Here is a 26,309-nt window from a genome sequence, read left to right on the forward strand (position 1 = left end):
CTTCCAGCGGAAGCGCACCGCCCACCCCTTCCCGTCCCGGGCCCGACGGGACAGGGGCCCGGCGGCAGGCCACCGCCGGACGCAATGGACTCGGCCCATGCCGTGGGTGACGCCGTACGGGACACCACACCGACCAACCTCAACGAACCGACACCGTGACCGTCGCACCGCGAACCTGCGCACGCATAAGGAGGTGACGCGTGAAGAACGCGGAACCGGAACACGAGCAGACCCCCGAACCGTCCCGCCGGGATGACCACCTCATCCCCACCCCGCCCCTCATCCCCTTCACCGAACCCTGGGAGTACGAACTCCACTTCCCTCGTGACCCGCGCGGGCCGGCCGTCGCCCGTACGACGCTCAAGGCCGTGCTCGGCGCGCACGGGCTGGCGGAGTTCACCGACCGGGCGGAACTGCTCACCTCCGAGCTGACCACCAACGCCGTCCGCTACTCCCTCGGGCCCGCCATCGTGCGACTGTGCTGGACCAACCCGGTCCTGCGGGTCAGCGTGATGGACACCTGTCCCGTCTTTCCCCTGCCGCTGGTGCAGAACAAGCCGGACGCCGAGTGTGGCCGTGGGCTACTGATCCTTGACCTGCTGGCCGACGCATGGGGCGGATGCAGCCTCGGGGAGTCGCTGTTCGGCGTGGGCGGCAAGACCATCTGGTTCGAGTTGGTGCTAGGCGGAGGTGACCCGCCACCCAGTGGCGGCGGTACCGGCGACGGCATCACACCGAGACCGCCCGTACTGCCGGTGCTCGCGGCCTGAACGGCCGTCCCCGGCCCACCCACCGAAAACCGTGGACACTTGCTGGGCAAGTGTTCACGGTTTCGTGACCCCCGTGCTCCACCCGCCGGTTGGCCGGATACGCCACCTCACTCGCACTCTTCCTGACGTCAACCACCTGCGCGGGTAGGCTGGTCCGCACCTCTGTTCACGATGGTGTGGGCGGTGCGTACGGCGACGGGCGGGGCAAGGGGAGCCGGTGGCGGAACAGCCGGAGTACGTGAAGGTCGAACGGCCGCTGATCGAGCAGCTGGAAGCCATGGGGTGGGAACACCTGAGGGGCGCGCCCCCAGGACAACCCGCCACCCGGCCCGAGGACTCCGGGCGCAGGTCGTTCACCGACGTCATCTACGCGGACCGGTTCCGTAACGCCGTGGCCCGGATCAACGTTCGCCCGGAGGACGGCACCTCCTGGCTCACCGCCCAGCAGCTCGACCACATCTTGGCCCGCGTACGCGGCACCGCCCCCGGCCAGGGCGCGGCCGGGCGAGGAGTGTCCGCGAACTTAGAAGTCACCCGGCTGCTGAGGGAGGGCATTCCTGCCCGGACGATCCCCGGCTGGACCAAGGGCGACCCCGAGCACGTCCGGCTCGTCGACTGGGACGGGCGCTTCGAGGACGGCAACGACTTCCTGGCCGTCTCCCAGTTCCGGGTGGAACGTCCCGGTGCGCCGGCCGCTACCCCCGACATGGTGCTGTTCGTGAACGGCCTGCCCTGGGTGGTCGTCGAGTGCAAGGCGCCCGTGACCACCGGCCGCAAGAACGCGCGCTTCGCCCTCGACCAGGCGGTCATGGAGGTCATCGCCTACGCGGGCACGGACGCCACTGCCCCCGTAGCCGAGTTCATGCGTTCCGCGCAGCTGCTCGTCGGCACCGACTGGACACACGCCGAACTTGGCACCGTCACCGCCGAGGCCAAGCACTTCGCGCCCTGGCGGACCGTGGCACCTGCCCGGGAGACGGAGGTCAAGCCGGAGGCCGGGGTCCCGGAGGACCGGGAGCTCTCGGCGCAGCAGACACTGGTCGCCGGTGTCCTGCGGCCCGCCCACCTCCTCACCCTCGTCAGGGACTTCACGACCGAGACCCGGCACGGCTCACGCACCGTGAAGGCCGTCGGCCGCTTCCAGCAGTTCCGGGCGGTCCACGCGATCGCCGCGACGCTCCGCGAACGCCGCCGGGCCCTCGACGCGGGGGAGGACGTCCACCAGCGCGGCGGGGTGGTCTGGCACACCCAGGGCTCCGGCAAGAGCCTCACCATGGCCTTCCTCGTCCGCCATCTCAGGAGCACCAAGGACCTGCGCGGGCACAAGGTCGTCGTGGTCACCGACCGCATCGACCTGGAGAAGCAGATCCGGCGCAGCCTCGCCGCCGCCGAGGAGAAGATCTACCGCTCAGGCTCGGTCCCCCGGGCCCGCAAGTACCTCGCCGTCGACGTCCCCGACGTCACCCTGGTGATGCTCCAGAAGGCGCGCCGGGACGATACCGCCTGGGACGGCCGCGAGGAGAAGCTCGCCGAGACGCCGGACGAGCAGGATGTGGTTCAGAATCACGTCGCCAACCCCGGGCACGACATCGTCGTCCTGGTCGACGAGGCACACCGGGGGCACCACGCCTGGCAGCACGCCCGGCTGCGCGCCATGCTGCCGAACGCCGTCCTGGTCGGTTTCACCGGCACCCCCATTCTCAGCAAGGCGCGCAAGACCACCGAGGACGTCTTTGGTGGCTTCACCGACACCTACACCCTCCGCGACGCCGAGATCGACCGGGCCGTCGTCCCCGTCCGCTACGAGGCCCACAGCGTGCGCCTGGAGGTCATAGAGAAGGCCGTCCTAGACGCGTCCTTCGACGTGGAGGTGCCGGCCGACCCGGAACAGCGGGAACGGATCCTGCGGAAATTCGCCCGCAGGAAGGAGGTCCTCGAAACGCCGTCGGTGATCGCGGACAAGGCCGAGCACATACTGCGGCACTGGGCGCGGACGGCGCTTCCCGACCGCTTCAGTGCGCAGATCGCCACTGTCTCCCGGAAGGCGGCCGTCATGTACCACTCGGCGCTGCTCGCGGCCCTCGACCGTCTCGTCGCTCGAATCGAACAGTTGAACCCCAGTATGGTGTACGACCCGAGCGGTTACGATTCTGCCTCCCCCGAAGAGCAGGAACTACTCGATCTCCTGCCTCACCTTCCGTTGCTCCGCTCCATCGACGCGGCGGTGGTCATCTCGAAGGCCTCATCCGGCCAGCCGAAAGACCCGAAGGGGTGGCAGACCTGGACAGCGAAGTCTCGGCAGGATGCCCACACCGCTCGCTTCAAGCAGGGTCTCGGTGACCCTCATGCGGCTGCGGCCGACCCCTCCTGGGAGGTATCGGCGCACGCACGACCCGCGGGCACCACCTTCGGCAGAGGTCGTGGGTGGGGTGACCCATGGGACGCCGGCATACGGCCGGAGATCGGTGGCGGCGGGCGGGGGGCCGGGGGTGGCGATCCGGACAAACCGATGGCCTTCCTCATCGTCCAGTCGATGCTGCTCACCGGTTTTGACGCTCCCGTCGAGCAGGTGCTCTACCTGGACAATCCGCTCTCTGGTGTCGGACTGCTCCAGGCGGTGGCCCGTACCAACCGGATCTACCCGCACAAGCAATGGGGACAGGTCGTCGACTACATCGGTGTCGGCACCGAACTCTCCCGGTCCATGGACGAGTATGACTTGGCCCATCTGCGGGCTGTGTACGGTTACGCTGACCCGTCGTTCGACCATCTCAGGCCGGACTACACCGGTGACCAGCCGGTCCGCGACCGGATGTGGCTGGAGACTGAGGCCGCCGCTGACGACCGGCTGGCCGACCTGCGCAAACAGATCGCCGAACTCCTCGCGGACCGGGGCGTCACCTCGCTCGCCGACCAGCGGCAGCGCGACGACCTGCTCGCCTCGCTCGCCGACCCCCTGCTGCTGGGCGAGTTCGACGAACTCGTACGCGACTTCCTGACCGCGCTCAACGCCGTACTGCCGAGGCCTGCCGCACTGAAGTACGAGACCGACGCGCGCCTGCTGGGCGAGGTCCAGTACCTGGCCCGGCAGCGTTACCTGGACGGACGCGACGACTTCAGCCCACGCCGTTACGGCGCCAAGGTGCGCGGGCTCATCTCCCGCCACCTGCGGGTCTCGGGCATCGAGGAGCGCGTACCGTCGGTCGAGTTGTCGGCGGCGGACTTCATGGAGCGGGTGGACGCCAACCCGGACCCCCGGACCAGAACCGACTACATGAGGAGCAGGATCCGGCTCCACATCGACGCCCGCCTCGGCTCCGACCGCACGCTCCACCAGCGGTTCAGCGCCCGGTTGGAGGAGATCGTCCGCCAGATGGGCGACGACTTCGAACAGGCGGCGGCCGCGCTCGCGGCCCTGCGCACCGATGTCCTCGCGGCCGAGGACGGGGATTACGTGGGCCCCAGGGACGACCGGGTGCGCGATCTCGACCGATGGACCGAACAACCGGTCCACAGGCTGCTGAAGGACGCGTTCGAGGAGACCGGAACGCCGGAGGGGGTGGACCTTTTCCAAGGGACCCTCGACCTCACCGCGGAGATCGCGCGGCTCGTCGGCTCCCAGGACTTCGTCGTCCTCGCGGACACCCAGATCAGGGTGCGCCGGGAACTGCGCGTCCACCTGGAGGAGAACCTGCACGTGGACTGGGAGCGGGGCGGCCCACTCGCCGGACACCTGGTGGAGCTCGCCCGCGACCGGCACGCCGACTTCCTGCGCTACCGGCGCCGGACCGGCTGACCGCCACGGACCACCCTCACCCGGGCCTTCCCGCGCGGTGGTAGGAATGGCGGGTGACCGGCCCCGTCCATCCCGCCCAGCAGGCGATCGCCGCGCTGCCGCTCCCCGACGAGTGGGAGTGGGAGCTCGTCGTGCGTCCCCGGCGCCGGACCCTGGGCATCGACGTCGCCCCGGACGGCGGCGTGCGCTTCGCCGTGCCGCCGGACGCCGATCCCCGCGAGGTGGCCGACGCCGTGCGGTCCCGGTTGCCCCGGCTCGCGGACGAGGTACGGCGCCGGAGCGAGCGCCCCGCCGAGCAGGCCAAGGAACTGGTGGACGGGACGGGCTTCGCCTACCTCGGCCGTCGGCACCGGTTGCGGATCGTCCCGGCGGGCGAGGGGCGGCGGGTGCGCCTGAACCAGGGCTGGCTCGAACTGCCCCGGCCTGCCCACCGGCGGGCAGGCGGGAAGGCCATCGCCGAGTGGTACAGGGCGTGCGGAGGCCGGTGGCTCGCCGTACGCGCGCCCTCGTACGCCGGAACGATCGGGGTGTCACCGAAGGCACTGGAAGTACGCGACCTGGGTTACCGGTGGGGCGCCTGCACCCCCGACGGCACGATCACCGTCCACTGGGCCGTCCTGCAGTTGCCCGCCGCGCTGGTCGACCTCGTTCTCGTCCACGAACTGTGCCACCTGCGGACGCCCGGGCACGGTGCCGCGTTCCGCGCGCTGGTCCGGCGCACGCTGCCCGACGCGGACGAGCGCGAACGCCGTTTCGCGGAACAGGAACCCGAGCTGTGGCGTGGCGCGGTGAAGTAGCACGTCCGTGTTGTCGGCGGACCGCACCCACACAGCTCACCGCGCGAAGAACTCCGCCAGCACCGGCGCCAGGACGTCCGGCTCGACCATGTGGGTCTGACCCTCCAGCGCGCGGTACGTGCCCCGGGGGACCGACTCGGCGATCGCCCGCGCGGCCTCGCGCATCCACGCCGGGCTCGCGTCCCCCGCGATCGACAGCACCGGCACACCGATCGACGACAGCAGCTCGCGCGGCACGCTCCCGTCGCCCATCACGGCGTCGTCGTACGCGAGGCTCGGCGCCAACGCCTCCATCCCCGTCCACATCGGGGACTGCCGGGCGCCCTGGATGACCGCCTCGTCCAGCCCTGTCAGCCGCAGGAACAGCTCCACCGCGTCCCCGCGCCGCCCCTCCGCGAGCGCCATCGTCAGCTGGTCGGTGTACCGCGCGCGCTCCGTGAGATCGTCCTCCGACATCGCGTACGGCGTCTCGTACACGGCGACATGGCGCACCGGCAGCCCGCTCGCCGCGGCCCGGAGCGCCAGCGCGCCGCCCGAGGAGATGCCGTACAGCGCCGCCTCGTCGCCCACCGACTCGATCAGCGCCGCCAGGTCCTCGACCTCGCGCTCGACCGCGTACGGCGGCGTGTCGCCGCTCGCGCCCCGGCCCCGGCGGTCGTAGACCACCACCCGGAACCGCTCCGACAGGGGAGCCGCCAGCGGTGCCACCGTGGCGCCCGTCGACATCGCCCCGCTGACGAGGACGATCGTGGAACCCCGCCCGGCGCTCTCGAACGCCAGGGGAGTGCCGTCTCGCGACGTGATGTTCTTGTCCATGTCACACCAGACTGCCGCACGGCGTGAATTTCATCGGGGAGGCGGGCGGCGCGTTCGCCGATTGCAACCCTTCCCGGCGATCAGCCGGTCTCCACCTCGTAGAAGCAGAGGTGGTCCTTGATCGCGGCGACGTCAGCCTTCGGCTCCCGGTACGCCCAGACCAGGTCCGCGGCGTCCGGCAGCGACCAGTAGGAGGCGTCGCCCTTGAACGGGCAGTGCGTGCGGGTGTCCGAGGGCGTCAACAGTTCGAGCCGCACGTCCTCCGGCGGGATGTAGTACCGCGGCGTACAGCCCGTCTCGTGCAGCACGAGCGCGCGGTCACTCTCCGCCAGGAGCTGCCCGCCGTGCACCACGCGCACGTGGCGTTCACTCGGTTCCACGGTGATGCGATGGCCTCTGGTCACGATCGCTCCTTCCGGGTAGCCGACTCGCCAGTTACAGCGCAGGCTTTAGCCGAGTTCTTCCCGAGGAGGCGCCATGGGAGCCACGGACACCCGCAGAAACCGGGGAACCCTCGCCCACCGCGCCCGCTACGCCCTGGGCCATCCGCGCCGCGTCCCCGCCCACGCGCGGCGCGCCCTGCGCGACGCCTGGCTGCGGCTGCGGCACCGCGACCACATCGCGTACTACCGCGCGGTGATGGCCTCCGACGCGGCCCGCAGCGCCGAGGCGGCCGTGGGTCACAACCCCTCCCGCGAGCAATGGGCGCGCATCGGCCGGATGCAGTTCGACTACCTGCTGCGACACGGTCTGCGCCCGGACCACCGCATGCTGGAGATCGGCTGCGGCAACCTCCGCGCGGGCCGGCTGTTCATCGACCACCTGGAACCGGGCCACTACTACGGCATCGACATCTCGCCGCACATCCTGATCGCCGCCCAGGACACCCTCGTACGGGAGGGGCTCCAGGCGAAACTGCCCCACCTGACCCTCGCGAACGACCTCACCTTCGCCTTCCTGCCCGACGGCCACTTCGACGTCGTCCACGCGCACAGCGTCTTCTCGCACTCGCCCCTGCACGTCATCGAGGAGTGCTTCGCGCACGTCGGCAGGGTGCTGGCGCCCGGCGGGTTCTTCGACTTCACGTTCGATCGCACGGAGGGCGAGGAGCACCAGGTGCTGCACGAGGACTTCTACTACCGCACGGAGACGCTGGCGGAACTGGCCGCCCGGTACGGTCTGGCAGCCGAGTTCATGAAGGACTGGGAGGAGCTGCCGCACCGGCAGTCGAAGATGCGGCTCACCGCGGTGTCCGACCGGGCCCGTACTGTAGGTCCGTGAACATTTGCGTCTTCCTCTCCGCCGCCGACCTCGACGACCGCTACACGGGCCCCGCGCGGGACTTCGCCCGGCTGCTCGGCAAGGGCGGACACACCCTGGTGTGGGGCGGCTCCGACGTCGGGCTGATGAAGGTCGTCGCCGACGGGGTGGAGGATGCGGGCGGCCGGCTCCTCGGCGTCTCGGTGGGGTTCCTCGCGGCGAAGGCGCGCCGTGGCGTCGACCACATGGTCATCGCCAAGGACCTCGCCGAGCGCAAGCGCCTGTTGCTGGAGAACGCGGACGCCGTCGTGATCATGGTGGGCGGCACCGGCACCCTCGACGAGGCGACCGAGATCCTCGAGCTGAAGAAGCACGGCCACACCGAGAAGCCCGTGGTGCTGCTCAACACCGCCGGCTTCTACGACGGACTCAAGGAACAGTTCCGCCGCATGGACGAAGAGGGCTTCCTGCCCCGACCGCTCACCGACCTGGTGTTCTTCGCCGAGGAGCCGGTCGGCGCGCTCGCCTACCTGGAGGAGAGCCTCGGCGTGGAATGAGCGCCCGGTGATGCGAGCATGGCGGACATGGCTACCCATGTGATCACCGGAGCGGGCTCCGGCATCGGCGCGGCCGTCGCCCGCCGTCTGCACGCGCGCGGGGACGAACTCGTGCTCCATGCGCGCGACGCGGGCCGGGCGAAGGACCTCGCGACCGAGTTCCCCGGTGCCCGCACCCTCGTCGGCGACCTCACGGACCCCGACAGGCTCAGCTGGGCCTTCTCCCACCAGTCGCTCCCCGACCACGTGGACTCCCTGCTCCACATCGCCGGTGTCGTCGAGATCGCTCCCGTCGGTGAGCTGACCCCGAAGACCTGGCGCCACCAGCTCGATGTCAACCTCGTCGCGCCCGCCGAGCTCACCCGCCTCTTCCTGCCCCAGCTCCGCGCGAGCCGCGGCCACGTGATCTTCGTCAACTCCGGCGCCGGTCTGAGCGCCCACGCCGGCTGGTCCGCCTACGCGGCCTCCAAGCACGGCCTCAAGGCCCTCGCCGACTCCCTGCGCCACGAGGAGCACGCGGCCGGCATCAGGGTGACCTCCATCTACCCCGGCCGCACGGCCAGCCCCATGCAGGCCAAGGTCCACCGCCAGGAGGGCAAGGAGTACGACCCAGGCCAGTGGATCGACCCGGAGTCGGTCGCCACGACGATTCTGACGGCCCTGGACCTCCCGAGGGACGCGGAGATCAACGACCTCACGGTACGCCCGGGGCGGTAGCAATGAGCCCGTCCGGCGTTTGAGGACGAGGCCCGAAGGGCCGACAAGGGGGTCCGGGGGCGCAGCCCCCGGGGACGGGACGGGAAGGGGCGGCGGGGGCGAAAACCACCCCGGCCGACCCTGCGTACGCTTCTCGTGTGAGCGAAAACAGCCAGTTCAGCTTCGGCCCGGCCACCGGCATCGGCTCCCTGCCGGGCGGCGACGCCCGAGAAGCCGCCAAAACCGTCACCGGCAGTTTCGAGGACTTCCCGCACCTCCCCGAACTCCCCGCCCGCGGCCCCGGCGCGGACATGATCGGCCGAACCGCAGGCATGCTCGTAGAGCTGTACGCCCGCGTCGAGCCCAGCGGCTGGCGCATCGGCGACCGCCCGGGCCGCGACACCAGGCGCGCCCGCTCCTGGCTCGGCGAGGACCTCGACGCCCTGGAGGAGTTCACGCAGGACTACCAGGGCCCGCTGAAGGTCCAGGCCGTCGGCCCGTGGACGCTCGCCGCCGCCCTGGAGCTGAGGAACGGCGAGGCCGCCCTCTCCGACCCCGGCGCCTGCCGCGACCTTGCCGCCTCCCTCGCCGAAGGACTCCGCCTCCACCTTGACGAGGTGCGGCGGCGCGTCCCCGGCGCGCAGCTCGTCCTGCAGCTCGACGAACCGTCCCTCACCGCCGTACTGCGCGGCCAGGTGCGGACGGCGAGCGGCTACCGCACCCACCGCGCGGTGGACCGGCAGATCGTTCAGGCCACACTGCGGGACGTCATCGAGGTGCACGACGACGGGCCCGTCGTGGTCCACTCGTGCGCACCGGACGTCCCGTTCGCCCTGCTGCGCCGGGCGGGCGTGGCGGGGGTCTCCTTCGACTTCTCCCTTCTCACCGAGCGTGACGACGAGGCGATCGGGGAAGCCGTGGAGAGCGGGACCCGGCTGCTCGCCGGTGTCGTCCCGGGGACGGACGGTCCGTTGTCGGACCCGGGGAGTAGCGTCATGGGTGTCAGGACACTCTGGCGCAGGCTGGGGCTGCGGCCGGGACTCCTCCCGGAGGCGGTCACGATCACCCCGGCGTGCGGGCTCGCGGGGGCTTCCCCCGCGTACGCGCGCGCGGCCTACGCACACTGCGTCCGGGCGGCGAGATCCCTCGCGGACAACCCAGAGTAACGGGAGGACACACGGTGGCCGGCGACAAGCAAGCGGAGACGACGAGCGTGCCCGCCGAGGCACGGGAGAAGCACGCCAGGCTCGCTGAGCAGATCGAGGAGCACCGCTTCCGGTACTACGTGAAGAACGCCCCCATCATCAGCGACGCCGAATTCGACCAGCTGATGCGCGAACTGGAGGCGCTGGAGGAGGAGTATCCGGCGCTGCGCACCCCGGACTCGCCGACCCAGAAGGTCGCCGGGCAGTACGAGACGGAGTTCACCTCCGTGCAGCACATCTCGCGCATGCTCTCCCTCGACAACACCTTCAACGACGAGGACCTCGCCGCCTGGGCCGAGCGCATCCACAAGGAGCTCGGGGACCAGAAGTTCCACTTCCTGTGCGAGCTGAAGGTCGACGGCCTCGCCGTCAACCTCACCTACGAGCGGGGGCGGCTGGTCCGCGCGGCCACCCGCGGCGACGGCCGCACCGGCGAGGACATCACGCCCAACGTGCGCACCATCGCGGACGTCCCGGACCGGCTGAAGGGCGACAAGGTGCCCGACCTGATGGAGGTCCGGGGGGAGGTCTACTTCCCGATGGAGAAGTTCCAGGAGCTCAACGCGCGGCTGAACGCGGCCGGCGAAAAGCCGTTCGCCAACCCGCGCAACGCGGCGGCCGGTTCGCTGCGCCAGAAGGACCCGCGGGTCACCGCGAGCCGCCCGCTGCACATGGTGGTGCACGGCATCGGTGTCCTGGAGGGCTACAACGGCATCACCCGCCTCTCCGAGGCCTACGAGCTGCTCAGGGCCTGGGGTCTGCCCATCTCCGAGCACTACAGGGTCGTCGACGACCTCTCCGGCGTACGGGAGTTCATCGCCTACTACGGCGAGTACCGGCACTCCGTGGACCACGAGATCGACGGCGTCGTCGTCAAGGTCGACGAGATCCCGCTGCAGGGGCGCCTCGGCAGCACCTCGCGCGCCCCGCGCTGGGCCATCGCGTACAAGTACGCGCCGGAGGAGGTCAACACCAAGCTGGTCGACATCCGGGTGGGCGTGGGCCGCACGGGCCGGGTCACGCCGTACGCACAGGTGGAGCCGGTGACCGTGGCCGGCTCCGAGGTCGAGTTCGCCACCCTGCACAACCAGGAGGTGGTCAAGGCCAAGGGCGTGCTCATCGGTGACGTCGTGGTGCTGCGCAAGGCCGGTGACGTGATCCCCGAGATCCTCGGACCGGTCGCCGACCTGCGGGACGGTAGCGAGCGCGAGTTCGTGATGCCCTCCGAGTGCCCCGAGTGCGGTACGCCGCTGAAGGCGATGAAGGAGGGCGACGTCGACCTGCGGTGTCCGAACGCCCGTGGCTGCCCTGCCCAGTTGCGGGAACGGCTGTTCTATCTCGCCGGGCGCAAGGCGCTGGACATCGAGCACCTCGGCTATGTCGCCGCGGCGGCGCTGACCCAGCCGCTGGAGCCCGAGGAGCCGCCGCTGAAGGACGAGGGCGACCTCTTCTACCTCACCGTCGAGCAGTTGCTGCCCATCAAGGCGTACGTTCTCGACCAGGACAGCGGGCTGCCCAAGCGAGACCCGAAGACCGGCAAGGAGAAGATCGTCAGGGTCTTCGCCAACCAGCGGGGCGAGCCGAAGAAGAACACGATCGCGATGCTGGAGAACATCGAGGCGGCCAAGAACCGTCCGCTGGCCCGCGTGCTGACCGGCCTGTCGATCCGTCATGTCGGTCCGGTCGCCGCCGAGGCGCTGGCCCGGGAGTTCCGCTCCATGGACCGCATCGAGCAGGCCACCGAGGAGGAGCTCGCGGCCGCCGAGGGCGTCGGCCCGATCATCGCCGCCTCGCTCAAGCAGTGGTTCGCCGAGGACTGGCACCGCGAGATCATCCGGAAGTGGAAAGCGGCCGGTGTCCGCATGGAGGACGAGCGGCCGGGGGAGGACGAGGGGCCGCGTCCGTTGGAAGGGCTCACCGTCGTGGTGACCGGAACTCTCGAGAACTACACCCGCGATGACGCGAAAGAGGCACTCCAGAGCCGGGGGGCCAAAGTGACCGGATCGGTGTCCAAGAAGACGTCGTTCGTCGTGGTGGGTGATAATCCCGGGTCAAAATATGACAAGGCGATGCAGTTGAAGGTGCCGGTTCTGAACGAAGAGGGCTTCAACATCCTTCTCGAGCAGGGCCCGAAGGCCGCGGCCGAGGTCGCTCTTTCGGCCGAGGAGTAGCGGTTGAAGCACACCCGATCGGCGCATACCAGATGCATACGGGTGGCTGGGGCGCATTCGGGCAACCGTCCGCGACCGGTGCCCGTGGAAGCCTTCTGCGGCCTACTGTTGAGATGTGCGCCTGCCGTGCCCAGTTGCGGTCGGGGCAACCCCGTACCTGTGAAGGGTCCGGGGAGGGGCTTTCCACCGCGGAGCCGCTGAGAGTTGTCGGGCATCGGGCCGCGTGGCGTGGGCACCGCCGGCTGTGAGAGGGACGGGAATGGAACCGACCGAGAGCGCCGCTCCGGGCTCACGGCTGCGGCTGCGCATGCGGCTGCGCCTGCGGGTGCGCCTGCGCCGCATCGCGGTCGCATGGCGGCGCGGGCGGGGGGACGGGCGGGCCGCGGGGCAGCCGGGGGCGCAGGGGCGCGCCGGGGCGGGTGCCGCGGACGGGCGCGGTGTCGGGGGGGCGGGCGTCGGGGAGTTGGGCGTTGGGTGCGGTCCCGGGCTGTCCAGTTCGGTGGGCGGTTCCGGTGGTTCGGCGGCCGGTTCGTTGGGCGAGGCTGAACGGCACGCCTCCTGGCCCGCGTTGCCCACCGCCGTCGTCGCCGCGGGCGGGTTCGTCCTGGGTGCGGGGTTTCTGCGGGCGTTCACCGAAGGGCGCGCGCTGTTCCCGTCCGGGACGGTCGGCTGGTGCCTGGCCGTGCTGACCGGAATCATCGTCGGGCATCTGGTGATGCTGGGACGGGCGCGCTGGTGGGGCGGCACCGGTTCGGGCGCCGCGCTCACACTGGCCGTGCTGCTGCTGTACGGCTGGGTCGCGGCCGGGATGGTCAGCCTCACCGTCGTCGTGCTGGTCGGCATCGCCCGGCGGGGCCGCTGGCGGCAGGGCGTGCTGCACGGCGCGGTGGATCTGCTCGGCATCGGCGCCGGGGCGCTGGTACTGGCCGCGTTCGGCTGTGTGCCGTCCGTCGAGTCGCCGTCGACCCCGGACACCTGGACGTTCTACACCGCGCCCGGGGTGGTGCTGGTCGCCGTCGTCTATCTCGCGGTCACCCGCGGTCTGCTGTGGTACCTGCGGACCCCGCGCGAGGGGCTGCCCACCGTGGCCCGTACCGCCCTGATGCGGCAAGGGCTCGTCGCCGTCGCCCTGCTCGGCATAGCGCCCCTGGTGTGTGTCGTCGCCGACGCCAAACCCGTGCTGCTGCCGCTGTTCTCCATCCCCTTGATCGCGCTCGACTCCACCCTGTGGATAGCCCGCGCGCGGGCCGAGGAGCAGCTGCGCGATCCGCTGACCGGGCTGCCCAACCGGCAGTGGCTGCTGGAGCGGATCTGGACCGCGCTGGACGATGCCGAGCGGATCGGGGCGCGCGCCGCCCTGATGCTGATCGACCTGGACCGGTTCCGGTCGGTCAACGACACGCTCGGGCATCGTGCCGGTGACCGGCTGCTGCTGCAGATCGCCGACCGGCTGAGAGCCGCGTTGCCGCGCGGGGCGGAGGCCGCGCGGCTCGGCGGTGACGAGTTCGCCGTCTTACTGCCCGTCGCCGACTCCACGACATCCGCGACCCGCGTCGCCCGCGGCCTCGTCGCCGCCCTCAGCTCCCCGCTCGACCTCGACGGCCTCACCCTGGTCCTGGAGGCGAGCGCGGGAGTCGCTGTGTTCCCGGACCATGCGGTGGACGCCGAGGGGTTGCTGCGGCGGGCGGACGTGGCGATGTACCAGGCCAAGCGGGACCGTACGGGGGTTGAGGCGTACGAGTCCAAGCGCGACTCCAACACACCTGACCGGCTAGGGCTGCTGGGTGATCTGCGCAGGGCGCTGGATGCGCGTGAGGTGGAGCTGCACTACCAGCCCAAGGTCCGCTTCGACGGGCAGGTCGCGGGGCTGGAGGCGCTGGTGCGGTGGGTGCATCCGGAGCGGGGCAGGGTGCCGCCGGACGAGTTCATAGCGATCGCGGAGTCGTCCGGGCTGATGCCGCATCTCACCGAGTACGTGCTGGAGACCGCGCTCGGGCAGGTCGCCGAGTGGCGGGCGCAGGGGTTGTTCGTGCCGGTCGCCGTCAATGTCTCGCCGCGCGATGTGCATACGCCCGGCTTCGCCGGATCCGTGGCGGCGCGGCTGGCGCGGCACGGGGTGCCGGCGGGAGCGCTCCAGCTGGAGATCACCGAGCATGTGCTGCTGGAGGATCCGCAGCGGGCGGCGGACACGCTGAACGCGCTGACGGGGCACGGGGTGAAGATGTCGCTGGACGACTTCGGGACGGGTTACTCGTCGTTGGTGCATCTGCGGCGGCTGCCGGTGAGTGAGCTGAAGATCGACCGGTCGTTCGTGGCGCGGCTGGCGGTGGACACCGAGGACGCGGCGATCGTGCGCTGCACGGTTGATCTGGCGCACTCGCTGGGGCTGCTGGTGGTGGCGGAGGGCGTCGAGGACGACGAGACGTGGGAGCGGTTGCGGGATCTGCGGTGTGACGCGGTGCAGGGGTGGCTGGTCGCCGCGGCGATGCCGCCGGACGAGACGACGGCCTGGCTCCTCGCCCGGGGCTCCCGGGGCTGGCAGCGCCCGGCCGCGGCCCTGCCGGCGGCGACGACCACGGCCGACGACTGACCGACCCCTCCTGCCTGCGGCGCCGCTGTCGGTCGCCCACGGTGGGTGGGTGGTGCGGGGCCGGGTCGGGGGTGTCCGTCCTCGGACTGGCGCGACTGTCCTTGTTGGTGGAGCTGAACGGCGCGGACGCGCCAGCCACTGCGGGCGAACACCCCCGCCCCGACCCCTCCCCGCCGCAGGCGGCATACCTGAGACCGCCCGCCATCCGCGAAGCGACCGCCCCGCCGCCCCGCCGCTCCCGCGGGCAGCCAGCCGCGACAGCCGCGGGCAGTCGTGCCGCTGGGGCGGCACGGGTGGGCGCGACGGCACCCCGCACGCGTCGGGCTGCGCGAACACCCCCCGTCCACACCCACGCCGGGCACCTCGCTGGGCGCCGGGGTGTGCGAACACCCCGGTTCGCATTCGCGCCGGGCACCTCGCCGTGCGGGGCTGTGCGGACACCCCCGGTTTGCAACCCACGCCGGGCGCCGGCGTGTGCGAACACCCCCGGTTCGCATTCGCCGCCGGGCACCTCGCCGTGCGGGGCTGTGCGGACACCCCCGGTTTGCAACCCACGCCGGGCGCCGGGGTGTGCGAACACCCCCGGTTCGCATTCGCCGCCGGGGCACCTTGCTGGGCGCCGGGGTGCGGGAACACCCCCGGTTCACACCTGCACCGGGCCCGTGCGAGCCCAGAGCTGCAGCGCGCCTACGCGCCCCCCCATGACCGGCCCCCCGGAATGGGTTACACAGGCACCGCCCCCCGCCCCATAGGATTGGACCCAAAACACACACACTCACCCCAGAGGATCGCTGCATGCCTGGCATCACGCGCGAGGAGGTCGCCCACCTCGCCCGGCTGGCGCGTCTGGAGCTGAAGCCCGAAGAGCTCGACCACTTCGCAGGCCAGCTCGACGACATCATCGGCGCGGTCGCCCGCGTCAGCGAGGTCGCCGACCAAGACGTTCCGCCGACCTCGCACCCGCTCCCGCTGACGAACGTCATGCGGCCGGACGAGGTCCGTCCCTCGCTCACCCCCGAGCAGGCGCTCTCCAGCGCCCCGGCCCAGGAGCAGCAGCGTTTCAAGGTGCCGCAGATCCTGGGGGAGGAGTAACCCGCCATGAGCGATCACATCATCAGGCTCACCGCGGCCGAGACCGCCGCGAAGATCGCCTCCGGCGAGCTCACGGCCGTCGAGGTCACCGAGGCCCACCTCGCCCGCATCGAGGCCGTCGACGAGAAGGTGCACGCCTTCCTGCACGTCGACCGCGAGGGCGCCCTCGCACAGGCCCGCGCCGTCGACGAGAAGCGCGCCAAGGGCGAGAAGCTCGGCCCGCTCGCCGGCGTCCCCCTCGCGCTGAAGGACATCTTCACCACCGAGGGCATCCCGACCACCGTCGGCTCCAAGATGCTCGAGGGCTGGATCCCGCCGTACGACGCGACGCTCACCAAGCGGCTCAAGGCCGCCGACGTCGTCATCCTCGGCAAGACCAACATGGACGAGTTCGCCATGGGGTCCTCCACCGAGAACAGCGCCTACGGCCCGACCGGCAACCCGTGGGACCTCACCCGGATCCCCGGCGGCTCCGGCGGTGGTTCCTCCGCCGCGCTGGCCGCGCACATGGCCCCGCTCGCCATCGGCACCGACACCGGCGGGTCCATCCGCCAGCCGGCCGCCGTCACCGGCACCGTCGGCGTGAAGCCGACGTACGGTGCCGTGTCCCGGTACGGCATGGTCGCCTTCTCCAGCTCCCTGGACCAGGGCGGCCCCTGCGCCCGTACGGTCCTGGACGCGGCCCTGCTGCACGAGGTGATCGCCGGGCACGACCCGATGGACTCCACCTCCATCGACGAGCCGGTGCCCGCGGTCGTCGAGGCCGCCCGCAACGGGTCCGTGGCCGGCATGCGCGTCGGCGTCGTCAAGCAGTTCCGCGGCGAGGGCTACCAGGCCGGCGTCGTCCAGCGGTTCGACGAGTCGGTCGAGCTGCTCAAGGAGCTGGGCGCCGAGATCGTCGAGCTGGACTGCCCGTCCTTCGACCTGGCGCTCTCCGCGTACTACCTGATCGCACCCTCCGAGTGCTCCTCCAACCTCGCCCGCTTCGACGGCCTGCGCTACGGCCTGCGGGTCGGCGACGACGGCTCGCACTCCGCCGAGGAGGTCACCTCGCTGACCCGCGCGGCCGGCTTCGGTGACGAGGTCAAGCGCCGCATCATGCTGGGGACGTACGCGCTCAGCTCGGGCTATTACGACGCGTACTACGGCAGCGCCCAGAAGGTCCGTACGCTGATCAAGCAGGACTTCGACAAGGCGTTCGAGCAGGTCGACGTGATCGTCTCCCCGACGACGCCCACCACCGCCTTCCCGATCGGCGAGCGCGCCGACGACCCGATGGCGATGTACCTCGCCGACCTGTGCACCATCCCGACCAACCTGGCCGGCAACGCCGCCATGTCGCTGCCCTGCGGCCTCGCGCCCGAGGACAGCCTGCCGGTCGGACTGCAGATCATCGCCCCGGTCATGAAGGACGACCGCCTCTACAAGGTGGGTGCCGCCGTCGAGGCCGCCTTCGTGGAAAAGTGGGGCCACCCGCTGCTCGAGGAGGCTCCGTCGCTGTGAGTGCACTGACCAAGGCCAAGGGCTTCAAGAAGTCCAAGTCCGGTACGTACCTGTCCATGGCCGTCACCGCCTTCGGCGCGATCGGCGTCGCCAAGCGTGTCAAGAAGGCGCGGCTGGAGAAGGACACCCTGGTCCTCATCGACGCCACCGTGTCCGCCGCCGCCATCGTCACCGGCCTCGCCATCCTCTACCGCGAGCTGAAGCGGCTGGGCGACGACGACGTCCTGCTGGGCTGAGAGGGAAGTTTTCACCGTGACCACCACGACCGACCTGGTGTCGTACGAGGACGCACTCGCGTCGTACGACCCCGTCATGGGCCTCGAGGTCCATGTCGAACTCGGCACCAAGACCAAGATGTTCTGCGGGTGCTCGACCGAGCTGGGCGCCGACGCCAACTCGCAGACCTGTCCCGTCTGCCTCGGCCTGCCCGGCGCTCTCCCGGTCGTCAACGCGATCGGCGTCGAGTCCGCCGTCAAGATCGGTCTCGCGCTGAACTGCGAGATCGCCGAATGGTGCCGTTTCGCCCGGAAGAACTACTTCTATCCGGACATGCCGAAGAACTTCCAGACCTCCCAGTACGACGAGCCGATCGCCTTCAACGGCTACCTCGACGTGCAGCTGGAGGACGGTGAGACCTTCCGCGTGGAGATCGAGCGCGCCCACATGGAGGAGGACACCGGCAAGTCCACGCACGTCGGCGGCGCGACGGGCCGGATCCACGGCGCCGCCTACTCGCTGCTGGACTACAACCGCGCGGGCATTCCGCTCATCGAGATCGTCACCAAGCCGATCGTCGGTGCCGGGGAGCGTGCTCCGGAGGTCGCGCGGGCGTACGTCCGTGAGCTGCGCGAGCTCATCCGGGCGCTCGGGGTGTCCGAGGCGCGGATGGAAATGGGCCAGATGCGGTGCGACGTCAACCTGTCGCTCATGCCCAAGGGGGCCGACAAGTTCGGCACCCGCAGCGAGACCAAGAACGTCAACTCGCTGCGATCCGTCGAGCGTGCCGCCCGGTTCGAGATCCAGCGGCATGCGGCCGTACTGAAGAGCGGCGGCACGATCGTCCAGGAGACCCGGCACTTCCACGAGGACACCGGGTCCACGACCCCGGGCCGCGTGAAGGAGGAGGCCGAGGACTACCGGTACTTCCCGGAGCCCGACCTGGTGCCCGTGGCGCCCCCGCGCGCATGGGTCGAGGAGCTGCGCGCGGGGCTGCCCGAGCTGCCGCTGGTGCGCCGCAACCGGCTCCTTGAGGAGTGGGGGATCTCCGGCACCGACATGCAGGCGATCCTGAACGCCGGTGCGCTCGATCCGATCGTCGCCACCATCGAGGCCGGTGCCGACGCTGCCTCCGCCCGCAAGTGGTGGATGGGTGAGCTGGCCCGCAGCGCCAACGAGTCCGGCAAGGCGCTGGACGAGCTGGCGATCACCCCGGCGCAGGTCGCCCGGGTCGCCGAGCTGGTGGCCAAGGGTGATCTGAACGACAAGCTGGCCCGCCAGGTCATCGAGGGTGTGCTCGCCGGTGAGGGCACCCCGGACGAGGTCGTCGAGAAGCGCGGTCTGAAGGTCGTCTCCGACGAGGGCGCGCTCACCGCGGCCGTGGACGAGGCCATCGCCGGCAACCCGGCCATCGCGGAGAAGATCCGCGGCGGCAAGGTCGCCGCGGCCGGTGCGCTGGTCGGTGCCGTCATGAAGGCCACGCGCGGCCAGGCGGACGCGGCCCGCGTGAAGGAGCTGATCCTGGAGAAGCTGGGCGTGGGCGAGGACTGAGTTCCGCACGGAGAGACAAACAGAGGGGACGCATCGGGTCGATGCGTCCCCTCTGTGGTGCGATCAGGACGCCGACAGGGCGGCGGTGGGGTGCGCATCCGGAAATGTGAGTTAGTCCACGAAAGCGACAAAGGATCATTTTTGCCTGCGACAGTGTCAGTGCATTGCTGATGCGTTCTTTGCGGGTTGTTCGTTCTTGCACGACTGTTCCCGGTCAAAGATCCACACCGAGTCACCTCTGGGAGCACGTTCGTGGCAGCCCTTGCACGCTGGTGTGTCCACCGCCGTCTTGTCGTCGTCCTGCTCTGGCTCCTCGCCCTCGGCGGGGTCGCCGCGGGCGCCTTCGCCGCCGGTTCCGCCTACTCCAACGACTACAAGGTGCCCGGCACCGAGTCCGGGCGGGCCACCGAGCTGCTCAAGGAGGGCTTCCCGGGTCTCGGCGGCGACAGCGACAACGTGGTCTGGCACACATCGTCCGGCAGCGTCAGAGACAGCGGCGTCGAGCAGACCATGACCCGCACCCTGGACCGGATCGAGGGCCTCCCCGGTGTGGCCGCCGTGAGCGGCCCGTACGACGACGGGGGCGCCGGACGGGTCAGCCCGGACGGCCGCACGGCCTACGCCACGGTCACCTTCCACGACCAGGCCAAGGACATCGACGCCGGTCAGGCCGCCTCCGTTGTCGAGACGGCCAAGAGCGCGGAGACCGACGGACTGAGCGTCGAGCTGAGCGGCAGCGCCGTCGAGCTGAGCGAGTCCTCCGGCGGGCACACCGCCGAGATCGTCGGTGTGCTGGTCGCCGCGGTCGTTCTTCTGCTTGCCTTCGGCTCGCCCGCGGCCGCGCTGCTGCCCATCGCCACCGCCCTGGTCGGCGTGGGGACCGCGTACTCGGGCATCGTGCTGCTCGGGCACGTCATGACCGTCGCCGACTTCGCGCCCATGCTCGGCATGCTGATCGGGCTGGGCGTGGGCATCGACTACGCCCTGTTCATCGTCACCCGGCACCGACGCGGACTGAAGCGCGGCCTCTCCGTCACCGAGGCCGCCACCAACGCCGTCGCCACCACCGGACGCGCGGTCGTCTTTGCGGGTGCCACCGTTTGCATCGCCCTGCTGGGCATGCTGATCCTGCGGCTGAACTTCCTCAACGGCGTCGCCATAGCCGCCTCGCTCACCGTGGTGCTGACCGTCGCCGCCTCCGTCACCCTGCTGCCCGCCCTGCTGTCGTTGATCGGCACGCGCGCGCTCAGCCGCCGCGAGCGGCGCCGGCTGGCGGAGCACGGGCCCGAGCCGGAGATGCCGACCGGGTTCGCCGCCCGTTGGTCGGCGTTCGTGGAGCGCCACCCGAAGCTGCTCGGCGCCCTCGCGGTCGTCGTCATGGCCGCCCTCGCACTGCCCACCCTCTCGCTGCACCTGGGCACGTCCGATCAGGGCAACGACCCCAAGGGCTCCACCACCCGCCAGGCCTACGACCTTCTCGCCGACGGCTTCGGCCCTGGCGTGAACGGCCCCCTCACCCTCGTCACCGAGGTCGACGGCGCCCAGGACCGGCTCGCCCTCGACAACCTCGGCAGCACCCTGCGCGCCACCGACGGTGTCGCGTCGGCGTCGCCGGTCACCTACGGCCAGGGCGGCGACACCGCGTACCTCACCGTCGTACCCGAGTCGTCGCCGCAGTCGAAGGCGACCAGTGACCTGGTCGACCGGCTGCGCGACGACGTGCTGCCGCGGGCCGAGTCGGGGACCTCACTCGACGTGCACGTGGGAGGCGTGACGGCCGGCTACGACGACTTCGCCGACGTCATCGTCGACAAGCTGCCCCTCTTCGTGGGCGTGGTGATCGGGCTGGGCTGTCTGCTGCTCCTGCTGGCCTTCCGCTCGATCGGCATACCGCTCAAGGCCGCCGCGATGAACGTGGCCGCGGTCGCCGCCGCCTTCGGCGTCGTCGTGGCGATATTCCAGTGGGGCTGGGGGAGCGAACTGCTCGACCTGGGCAGCGCCGGCCCCATCGAACCCTTCCTCCCCGTGATCATGGTGTCCGTCCTCTTCGGGCTCTCCATGGACTACCAGGTCTTCCTGGTGAGCCGGATGTACGAGGAGTGGCTGGAGACCGGCGACAACCGGCGCGCCGTCCGCGTCGGCCTCGCGGAGACCAGCCGGGTGATCAACTCCGCGGCCGTGATCATGATCTCGGTCTTCCTCGCCTTCGTCCTCAGCGGCGACCGCGTGATCGCCATGTTCGGCATCGCGCTCGCCGCAGCCGTCGCCCTCGACGCCTTCGTCCTGCGCACCCTGCTCGTCCCCGCCCTCATGCACCTCCTCGGCGGCGCCAACTGGTGGCTGCCGCGCTCGCTGGACCGGATCCTGCCCCGGATCAGCATCGAGCCGCCCGAGTGCCGCGTCGCCCATGAGAAGCTGGCCGCCGCCACGGACGCCGAGGTGGCGGACGTGCTGGCGGAGGAGGAGCGGCAGCGGGATGTACGCGATAGGACTGGGTGACGACGGAGCGGAACTGCGCCCCCTGGAACCCTGGCACGCCGAGGAGTTCCTCGCCCACCTGGACCGGGGCCGGGAGTTCATCAACCAGTACGTGCCCTTCGGCTCCAAGGCCACCGACGTGGTCGGTGCGCGGCAGGTGCTCCAGAGATACGCCGACTGGCGCGCCGCCGACACCGCCTCCCTGCACGGGCTGTGGCTGGAGGGCAGGCTGGTGGGCGGGGTGCTCACCCTGAACTTCGACGCCGAGAACGGCACCTGCGAGGTCGGCTGCTGGCTGGAGCCCGCCGCCACCGGACGCGGGCTCGTCACCCGCGCGATGCGGGTGCTCATCGACTGGGCGGTCGAGCAGCGCGGCATCCACCGCGTCGAATGGGTCGCCGCGGCCGGCAATGTGCCGAGCATCGACGTCGCCCGCCGGCTCGGCATGACCCGCGACGGCGTGCGCCGCGAGGCCCATCTCCACCACGGGGTGCGTCACGACGTGGAGGTCTGGTCCGTGCTCGCCCCGGAGTGGCGCGCACGCGACCATTAAGCGGGCTCTCAGAGAACGTCCGTACGGTGCCGGGCATGGGAACCAAGACAGTGGACGAAACCGGAGCCGAGACCGGGGCCGACACCGAGCGCGACGAGACGGCGGTGGAGGCCACTGAGGCCGGCGACGTCACCGTGACGGAAGCAGAGGCAGAAGCGGAAGCAGAACCGGACGAAGTCCCAGCCGGCTCCGGTGTCGGACAGGGTGCCGCCGCGGTCGTCTCGGCGGCACTGGGCCTCGTCTCGCTCACCGGCGGCTGGCTCGGCACCGTCGCCGCCGCGCGCGAGACCCTTGTGGGCCAGCTGGAGACGGCCGCGGACGCGGGCATCGCCACCCAGGTCAAGGAGGTGTACGGCGACGCCTGGAACACCACCGCGCTGTGGGCGGGCCTGTTCGCGCTGACCGCGCTGATCGTCGGGGTGGTGGTGCTCGCGCGGCCCGCCTTCGGAACGCCTGGCCGGACCCTCCAGGCGCCCTGGATCAAGTCGGTCGCCTGGGCCGGTGTCTCGCTCGGCGTCATCGGACTGCTGCTGGCCGTCCTCAAGTACACCGACGTACTCCTCGCCCTGCCCGCAACCGGTTGAGCCGACGCAGGTCACAAGGGGTCTTCGGGCAGCCGGAGGCCCCTTGTGCGCGTCCGGGGCCGGGAGTCGGCCGACTGTCTTAGGAGGGTCCGCCGTACGCGGTGGCCCTCCTAAGTGCTTTCTAAGGCCTCTCGCCCCTTCGAAGATACGGAACTCTCCCGATGTGGCCGGACCGCCTTGGAGACGAAGGTGGAGGCATCGCAGAAAGCGATGTCGACACCGACTCCACCAGGGAGACCACACCATGTTCGAGTACGCACTCCACCAGCTCCGCCACGACGAACTCCTCCAGGCCGCCGAGCACGACCGCCAGGTCCGTGAGGCCCTCCGCCTCCGCCGTGCCGCCCGCCGCGAAGCCGCCGCACGGAGCGCCGAGGCCGAGAGCCATACCCGCCGCCACCGCCGCTCGCGGTTCGCCCGGGCCGCATGACTCCACCCCCGGGACGGCGGCCGCACAGGGGTCGGCCGCCGTCCCCTTCGCACACCGGCTCGCACCCGCGGGTCCCCTGGACCGGCCCACATCCGCCGCCGACGCCCGGCGCGGTGGGGATTGGTATGAAAAACGGTGCCCTGTTGTCGGAGGTGCGTGCGATGCTCTGGGGCGTGGAGACCAAGTCCGTCAGTCCGGTGTTCGTCGGCCGCACCTCCGAGTTCCGCACCCTGAACAACGCGCTCGACCGCGCCGGGGCCGGCGAGCCGCAGGCCCTGCTGGTCGCCGGTGAGGCCGGGGTCGGGAAGACCCGCCTCGTCGAGGAGTTCGCCGCGGCGGCCCGCCGCCAGGGCGCGATCATCGCGCTCGGCGGCTGCGTCGAGATCGGCGCCGACGGACTGCCCTTCGCCCCCTTCTCCACCGCCCTGCGCCAACTCCGCCGGGAGCTTCCGGAACAGCTCGCCGCCGCGGCCTCCGGGCAGGAGGAGGAGCTGGCCCGACTGCTGCCCGAACTCGGCACCGCCGCGGCCCGCGAGGGCCGCCGCGACGAACAGGGCATGGCCCGCCTCTTCGAACTCACCGCCCGCCTGCTGGAACGCGTCACCGCCGAGCACACCGTCGTCCTCGCCCTGGAGGACCTGCACTGGGCCGACGCGTCCACCCGCCACCTGCTGGCCTATCTGTTCCGCACCCTGCGCACCGGCCGCCTCGTCGTCCTCGCCACCTACCGCTCCGACGACATCCACCGCCGCCACCCGCTGCGCCCCCTCCTCGCCGAACTCGACCGGCTCCGCACGGTCCGGCGCGTGGAACTCGGCCGCTTCAACCGCGAGGAGGTCCACCGGCAGATCGCCGGCATCCTCGCCCGCGAACCCGACGCAGACCGCGTCGACGACATCTTCGAACGCTCCGACGGCAACGCCTTCTTCGTCGAGGAACTCGCCGTCGCCGCCGACGAGGGCTGCTGCGCCGGCCTCACCGACTCCCTGCGCGACCTCCTGCTGGTCCGTGTCGAGGGCCTCCCGGAGAGTGCTCAGCGGGTCGCCCGGATCGTCGCCGAGGGCGGCTCCACCGTTGAGGACCGGCTGCTGGGCGCCGTCGCCGGGCTCGCCGAGGACGACCTCATCGAGGCCCTGCGCGCCGCCGTCAACGCCAACATCCTCGCGCCGGCCTCCGACCGCGACGGCTACCGCTTCCGCCACTCCCTGGTCCGCGAGGCCGTCAGCGACGACCTGCTGCCCGGCGAGCGCTCCCGCCTCAACCGCCGCTACGCCGAGGCCCTGGAGGCCGACCCCACCCTGGTCCCCGCCGACGAGCGGGTGACCCGCCTGGCCAGCTACTGGTACCACGCCCATGACGCCGCCAAGGCCCTGCCCGCCGTCCTGGACGCCTCCGTCGCGGCGCGCCGGCGGCACGCCTACTCCGAGCAGCTGCGTCTGCTGGAGCGGGCCATGGAGCTGTGGGACGCCGTCCCCGACGCCGTACGGGACACCCTGCGCCCGCTCGACTATGCCGAGGCCTACCCTCCGTGCGGCTGCGACCCCGAGACGACCCCGCTGCGCTACCTGGACCTGATGGCCGAAGCCGCCGTCGCCGGCCGTCTCTGCGGGGAACGCGAACGCTCGTTGAAGATCATCAAGCGGGCCCTGCGCCTCCTCGACGAGGAACCCGACCCGCTGCGCGCCGCCTGGTTCTGGGTGCAGCGCTCCCGGCTCACCCAGGCCCTCGCCCGCGGCGACGGCTGGGCCGAACTCGGCACCGCTCAGGACCTGGTGCGCGGACTGCCCCCCTCCGAGGTGCACGCCGAGGTCCTCGCCTCCGCGGCCAACTGGTCGATGCTGCACGAACCCGGTCCGGAGGCCATGGCGGCCGCCGAGAGCGCCGTCGAGTACGCGCGGATGGTCGGCGCCCACGACATCGAGCTCAACGCCCGGCTCACGCTGGGCGGCCTGATGGTCGACGCCGGTGACATCGAGACCGGGCTGGCCGAGATGTTCGAGGTCAAGGACCGGGCCATGGAACTGGGCGTGGATGCGGTGGTGGCCCGCGCGTACGTGAACCTGCCGTCCGTGCTCGAAGGCGTCGGCCGCTCCGAGGAAGCCGCACGTCTCCTCCGGGAGGGCGTGCACCTCACCCGCAGACTCGGCCTGCCGGACGCCGAGGGCTGGGTGTGGGGCAACCTCGCCGAGTCCCTCCACTCCCTCGGCCGCTGGGACGAGGCGGCGCAGGCCGCGGAGAGCGCACAGCGTCTCGAGCAGAGCGCCAAGCCGCGCGCCGGGGGCTCGATACGTCTGGCGTGCCTCGCCCACGACCGGGGGGACATAGCCGAGGCGGCCCGCCGTCTCGCCGACGCCCGCACCTACTTCGGCACGCACGACCCGATGCCGCAGTACGCCCTCCCCATGAAGTGGGTCGCCGTCGGCGTGGCCGCCGCCGAGGGCCGCCTCCCCGACGCCCGCGCCGAACTGCTCGCCGCCCTCGACACCGGACTCCCGCCCGGCACCCAGCGCTACGGCTGGCCCCTGCTGCTCGCCGCCACGACCGCCGAGGCCGACGCCCACGGCGACCCGGCGAGCCAGCCCGGCCGCCCGGAGATCCTGGAGCGGATCCGCACGGCGGCGAAGACCCTGGCGACCGGGGTGCCCGTGTGGCAGGCCTACGACCTCTGGCTGCGGGCCGAGCTGCTGCGCGCCGAGGGCCGGCTCGAACCGGACGAGTGGTCCGTGGCCGTCGAGGCGGTGGAGACCTTGGGGCGGCCCTACGACCTCGCACGCGTCCGGTTCCGGCTCGCCGAGGCGCTGCTCGCCTCCGGAGCGGGCGAGGACGAGCGGGCCCGCGCCACGGAACTGCTGCGGCTGGTCGACGCCGTCGCCGGGCACCTCGGCGCCGAACCGCTGGCCCGCTCCGCCGCCGTGCTCGCCCAGCGTGCCCGCCTGGTGCTGGCCCCCGCCGCCCGGGAGGCCGAGGCAAGGCCCGCCGATCCGGCCGAGGCGCTCGGGCTCACCAGCCGGGAGCGCGATGTGCTGCGTCTGGTGGCGGCCGGCCACACCAATCGCCGTATCGCCGAGGAACTGTTCATCTCCCCGAAGACGGCGAGCGTCCACGTCTCCAACATCCTCGCCAAGCTGGGAGTCTCCGGCCGTGGCGAGGCGGCGGCGGTGGCCCATCGGCTCGGCCTGTTCCCTGCGGCGGCCGGGGAACCGCTGGCGGCGGGATAATGGGTGTACGACACATGCGGCCCTGG

Annotated in this window: 20 protein-coding genes; 18 read left to right on the forward strand and 2 right to left on the reverse strand. The window is 71.3% G+C overall.

What is annotated here, in order from left to right; translation table 11 throughout:
- Positions 1 to 200: 200 nt before the first annotated feature.
- From AB0L56_RS12655 to AB0L56_RS12665, 3 genes are all read left to right on the forward strand, one after another.
- Positions 201 to 770: an ATP-binding protein gene (locus AB0L56_RS12655; RefSeq protein ID WP_365422232.1), complete on the forward strand. Its 570-nt coding sequence runs from the start codon at positions 201 to 203 to the stop codon at positions 768 to 770.
- Between the two features lie 217 nt (positions 771 to 987).
- Complete coding sequence (locus AB0L56_RS12660) at positions 988 to 4,566, forward strand: type I restriction endonuclease (RefSeq protein ID WP_365422235.1); 3,579 nt, start codon at positions 988 to 990, stop codon at positions 4,564 to 4,566.
- 53 nt (positions 4,567 to 4,619) lie between these two features.
- Positions 4,620 to 5,363, forward strand: a complete 744-nt coding sequence (locus tag AB0L56_RS12665; RefSeq protein ID WP_365422238.1) for a SprT family zinc-dependent metalloprotease — start codon at positions 4,620 to 4,622, stop codon at positions 5,361 to 5,363.
- A gap of 36 nt (positions 5,364 to 5,399) precedes the next feature.
- Here the strand turns inward: AB0L56_RS12665 and AB0L56_RS12670 are convergent, their stop codons facing one another.
- Together AB0L56_RS12670 and AB0L56_RS12675 are read right to left on the reverse strand one after the other, a co-directional pair.
- Positions 5,400 to 6,179 (reverse strand): alpha/beta hydrolase, encoded by a 780-nt coding sequence (locus AB0L56_RS12670; RefSeq protein WP_365422240.1) that lies wholly within the window; start codon positions 6,177 to 6,179, stop codon positions 5,400 to 5,402.
- 80 nt (positions 6,180 to 6,259) lie between these two features.
- Positions 6,260 to 6,583, reverse strand: a complete 324-nt coding sequence (locus AB0L56_RS12675) for a DUF427 domain-containing protein (protein WP_365422243.1) — start codon at positions 6,581 to 6,583, stop codon at positions 6,260 to 6,262.
- A gap of 73 nt (positions 6,584 to 6,656) precedes the next feature.
- On the opposite strand from AB0L56_RS12675, the gene AB0L56_RS12680 reads away from it, so the two are divergent.
- From AB0L56_RS12680 to AB0L56_RS12750, 15 genes are all read left to right on the forward strand, one after another.
- Positions 6,657 to 7,460 carry a class I SAM-dependent methyltransferase gene (locus AB0L56_RS12680; RefSeq protein WP_365422246.1) on the forward strand — a complete coding sequence of 268 codons (804 nt, stop codon included), beginning with the start codon at positions 6,657 to 6,659 and terminating at the stop codon, positions 7,458 to 7,460.
- Complete coding sequence (locus tag AB0L56_RS12685; protein WP_365422249.1) at positions 7,457 to 7,996, forward strand: TIGR00730 family Rossman fold protein; 540 nt, start codon at positions 7,457 to 7,459, stop codon at positions 7,994 to 7,996. The genes AB0L56_RS12680 and AB0L56_RS12685 overlap by 4 nt, the downstream gene beginning before the upstream one ends.
- Positions 7,997 to 8,014: 18 nt before the next feature.
- Positions 8,015 to 8,713, forward strand: coding sequence for an SDR family oxidoreductase (locus tag AB0L56_RS12690; RefSeq protein ID WP_361024859.1), 699 nt, complete (start codon positions 8,015 to 8,017; stop codon positions 8,711 to 8,713).
- Between the two features lie 137 nt (positions 8,714 to 8,850).
- On the forward strand, positions 8,851 to 9,858 hold the full coding sequence (locus AB0L56_RS12695; RefSeq protein WP_361024856.1) for a methionine synthase: 1,008 nt from the start codon (positions 8,851 to 8,853) through the stop codon (positions 9,856 to 9,858).
- 14 nt (positions 9,859 to 9,872) lie between these two features.
- Positions 9,873 to 12,068 (forward strand): NAD-dependent DNA ligase LigA, encoded by a 2,196-nt coding sequence (ligA, locus tag AB0L56_RS12700; protein ID WP_365422254.1) that lies wholly within the window; start codon positions 9,873 to 9,875, stop codon positions 12,066 to 12,068.
- Between the two features lie 259 nt (positions 12,069 to 12,327).
- The gene (locus AB0L56_RS12705; RefSeq protein WP_361024849.1) at positions 12,328 to 14,658 is read left to right on the forward strand and encodes a bifunctional diguanylate cyclase/phosphodiesterase; all 2,331 of its coding nucleotides are present in this window, start codon (positions 12,328 to 12,330) and stop codon (positions 14,656 to 14,658) included.
- Positions 14,659 to 15,453: 795 nt separating this feature from the next.
- Positions 15,454 to 15,750 (forward strand): Asp-tRNA(Asn)/Glu-tRNA(Gln) amidotransferase subunit GatC, encoded by a 297-nt coding sequence (gatC, locus tag AB0L56_RS12710; protein ID WP_125504077.1) that lies wholly within the window; start codon positions 15,454 to 15,456, stop codon positions 15,748 to 15,750.
- 6 nt (positions 15,751 to 15,756) lie between these two features.
- A complete protein-coding gene (gene gatA, locus AB0L56_RS12715; RefSeq protein ID WP_361024845.1) occupies positions 15,757 to 17,253 on the forward strand; it encodes an Asp-tRNA(Asn)/Glu-tRNA(Gln) amidotransferase subunit GatA in 1,497 nt (498 codons plus the stop codon).
- Entirely contained in the window at positions 17,250 to 17,489 is a 240-nt protein-coding gene (locus AB0L56_RS12720; RefSeq protein ID WP_361024842.1) for a hypothetical protein, read from the forward strand. The genes gatA and AB0L56_RS12720 overlap by 4 nt, the downstream gene beginning before the upstream one ends.
- A gap of 16 nt (positions 17,490 to 17,505) precedes the next feature.
- The gene (gene gatB, locus AB0L56_RS12725; RefSeq protein ID WP_361024839.1) at positions 17,506 to 19,020 is read left to right on the forward strand and encodes an Asp-tRNA(Asn)/Glu-tRNA(Gln) amidotransferase subunit GatB; all 1,515 of its coding nucleotides are present in this window, start codon (positions 17,506 to 17,508) and stop codon (positions 19,018 to 19,020) included.
- Positions 19,021 to 19,272: 252 nt separating this feature from the next.
- Positions 19,273 to 21,519: an MMPL family transporter gene (locus tag AB0L56_RS12730; RefSeq protein WP_365422260.1), complete on the forward strand. Its 2,247-nt coding sequence runs from the start codon at positions 19,273 to 19,275 to the stop codon at positions 21,517 to 21,519.
- Complete coding sequence (locus AB0L56_RS12735; RefSeq protein ID WP_365422263.1) at positions 21,497 to 22,051, forward strand: GNAT family protein; 555 nt, start codon at positions 21,497 to 21,499, stop codon at positions 22,049 to 22,051. The genes AB0L56_RS12730 and AB0L56_RS12735 overlap by 23 nt, the downstream gene beginning before the upstream one ends.
- Before the next feature lie 35 nt (positions 22,052 to 22,086).
- Positions 22,087 to 22,635 (forward strand): hypothetical protein, encoded by a 549-nt coding sequence (locus AB0L56_RS12740; RefSeq protein WP_365422266.1) that lies wholly within the window; start codon positions 22,087 to 22,089, stop codon positions 22,633 to 22,635.
- Between the two features lie 244 nt (positions 22,636 to 22,879).
- Positions 22,880 to 23,065, forward strand: a complete 186-nt coding sequence (locus tag AB0L56_RS12745; protein ID WP_361024827.1) for a hypothetical protein — start codon at positions 22,880 to 22,882, stop codon at positions 23,063 to 23,065.
- A 161-nt stretch (positions 23,066 to 23,226) separates the two neighbouring features.
- The gene (locus tag AB0L56_RS12750) at positions 23,227 to 26,283 is read left to right on the forward strand and encodes an AAA family ATPase (RefSeq protein WP_365422619.1); all 3,057 of its coding nucleotides are present in this window, start codon (positions 23,227 to 23,229) and stop codon (positions 26,281 to 26,283) included.
- The last annotated feature ends 26 nt before the right edge of the window (positions 26,284 to 26,309 follow it).

Origin of the sequence: Streptomyces sp. NPDC052079, from assembly GCF_040680275.1 — a bacterium.
In the GTDB taxonomy this organism is placed as follows: Bacteria; Actinomycetota; Actinomycetes; order Streptomycetales; family Streptomycetaceae; genus Streptomyces.

What these genes read in the sequence shown, in the direction of transcription:
- AB0L56_RS12745 (WP_361024827.1), top strand. Translation starts at nt 22,880, where the DNA reads ATGTTCGAGTACGCACTCCACCAGCTCCGCCACGACGAACTCCTCCAG.
- AB0L56_RS12690 (WP_361024859.1), top strand. Translation starts at nt 8,015, where the DNA reads ATGGCGGACATGGCTACCCATGTGATCACCGGAGCGGGCTCCGGCATC.
- AB0L56_RS12750 (WP_365422619.1), top strand. Translation starts at nt 23,227, where the DNA reads ATGCTCTGGGGCGTGGAGACCAAGTCCGTCAGTCCGGTGTTCGTCGGC.
- gatC (WP_125504077.1), top strand. Translation starts at nt 15,454, where the DNA reads ATGCCTGGCATCACGCGCGAGGAGGTCGCCCACCTCGCCCGGCTGGCG.
- AB0L56_RS12735 (WP_365422263.1), top strand. Translation starts at nt 21,497, where the DNA reads ATGTACGCGATAGGACTGGGTGACGACGGAGCGGAACTGCGCCCCCTG.
- AB0L56_RS12680 (WP_365422246.1), top strand. Translation starts at nt 6,657, where the DNA reads ATGGGAGCCACGGACACCCGCAGAAACCGGGGAACCCTCGCCCACCGC.
- gatA (WP_361024845.1), top strand. Translation starts at nt 15,757, where the DNA reads ATGAGCGATCACATCATCAGGCTCACCGCGGCCGAGACCGCCGCGAAG.
- AB0L56_RS12670 (WP_365422240.1), bottom strand. Translation starts at nt 6,179, where the DNA reads ATGGACAAGAACATCACGTCGCGAGACGGCACTCCCCTGGCGTTCGAG.
- AB0L56_RS12705 (WP_361024849.1), top strand. Translation starts at nt 12,328, where the DNA reads ATGGAACCGACCGAGAGCGCCGCTCCGGGCTCACGGCTGCGGCTGCGC.
- AB0L56_RS12740 (WP_365422266.1), top strand. Translation starts at nt 22,087, where the DNA reads ATGGGAACCAAGACAGTGGACGAAACCGGAGCCGAGACCGGGGCCGAC.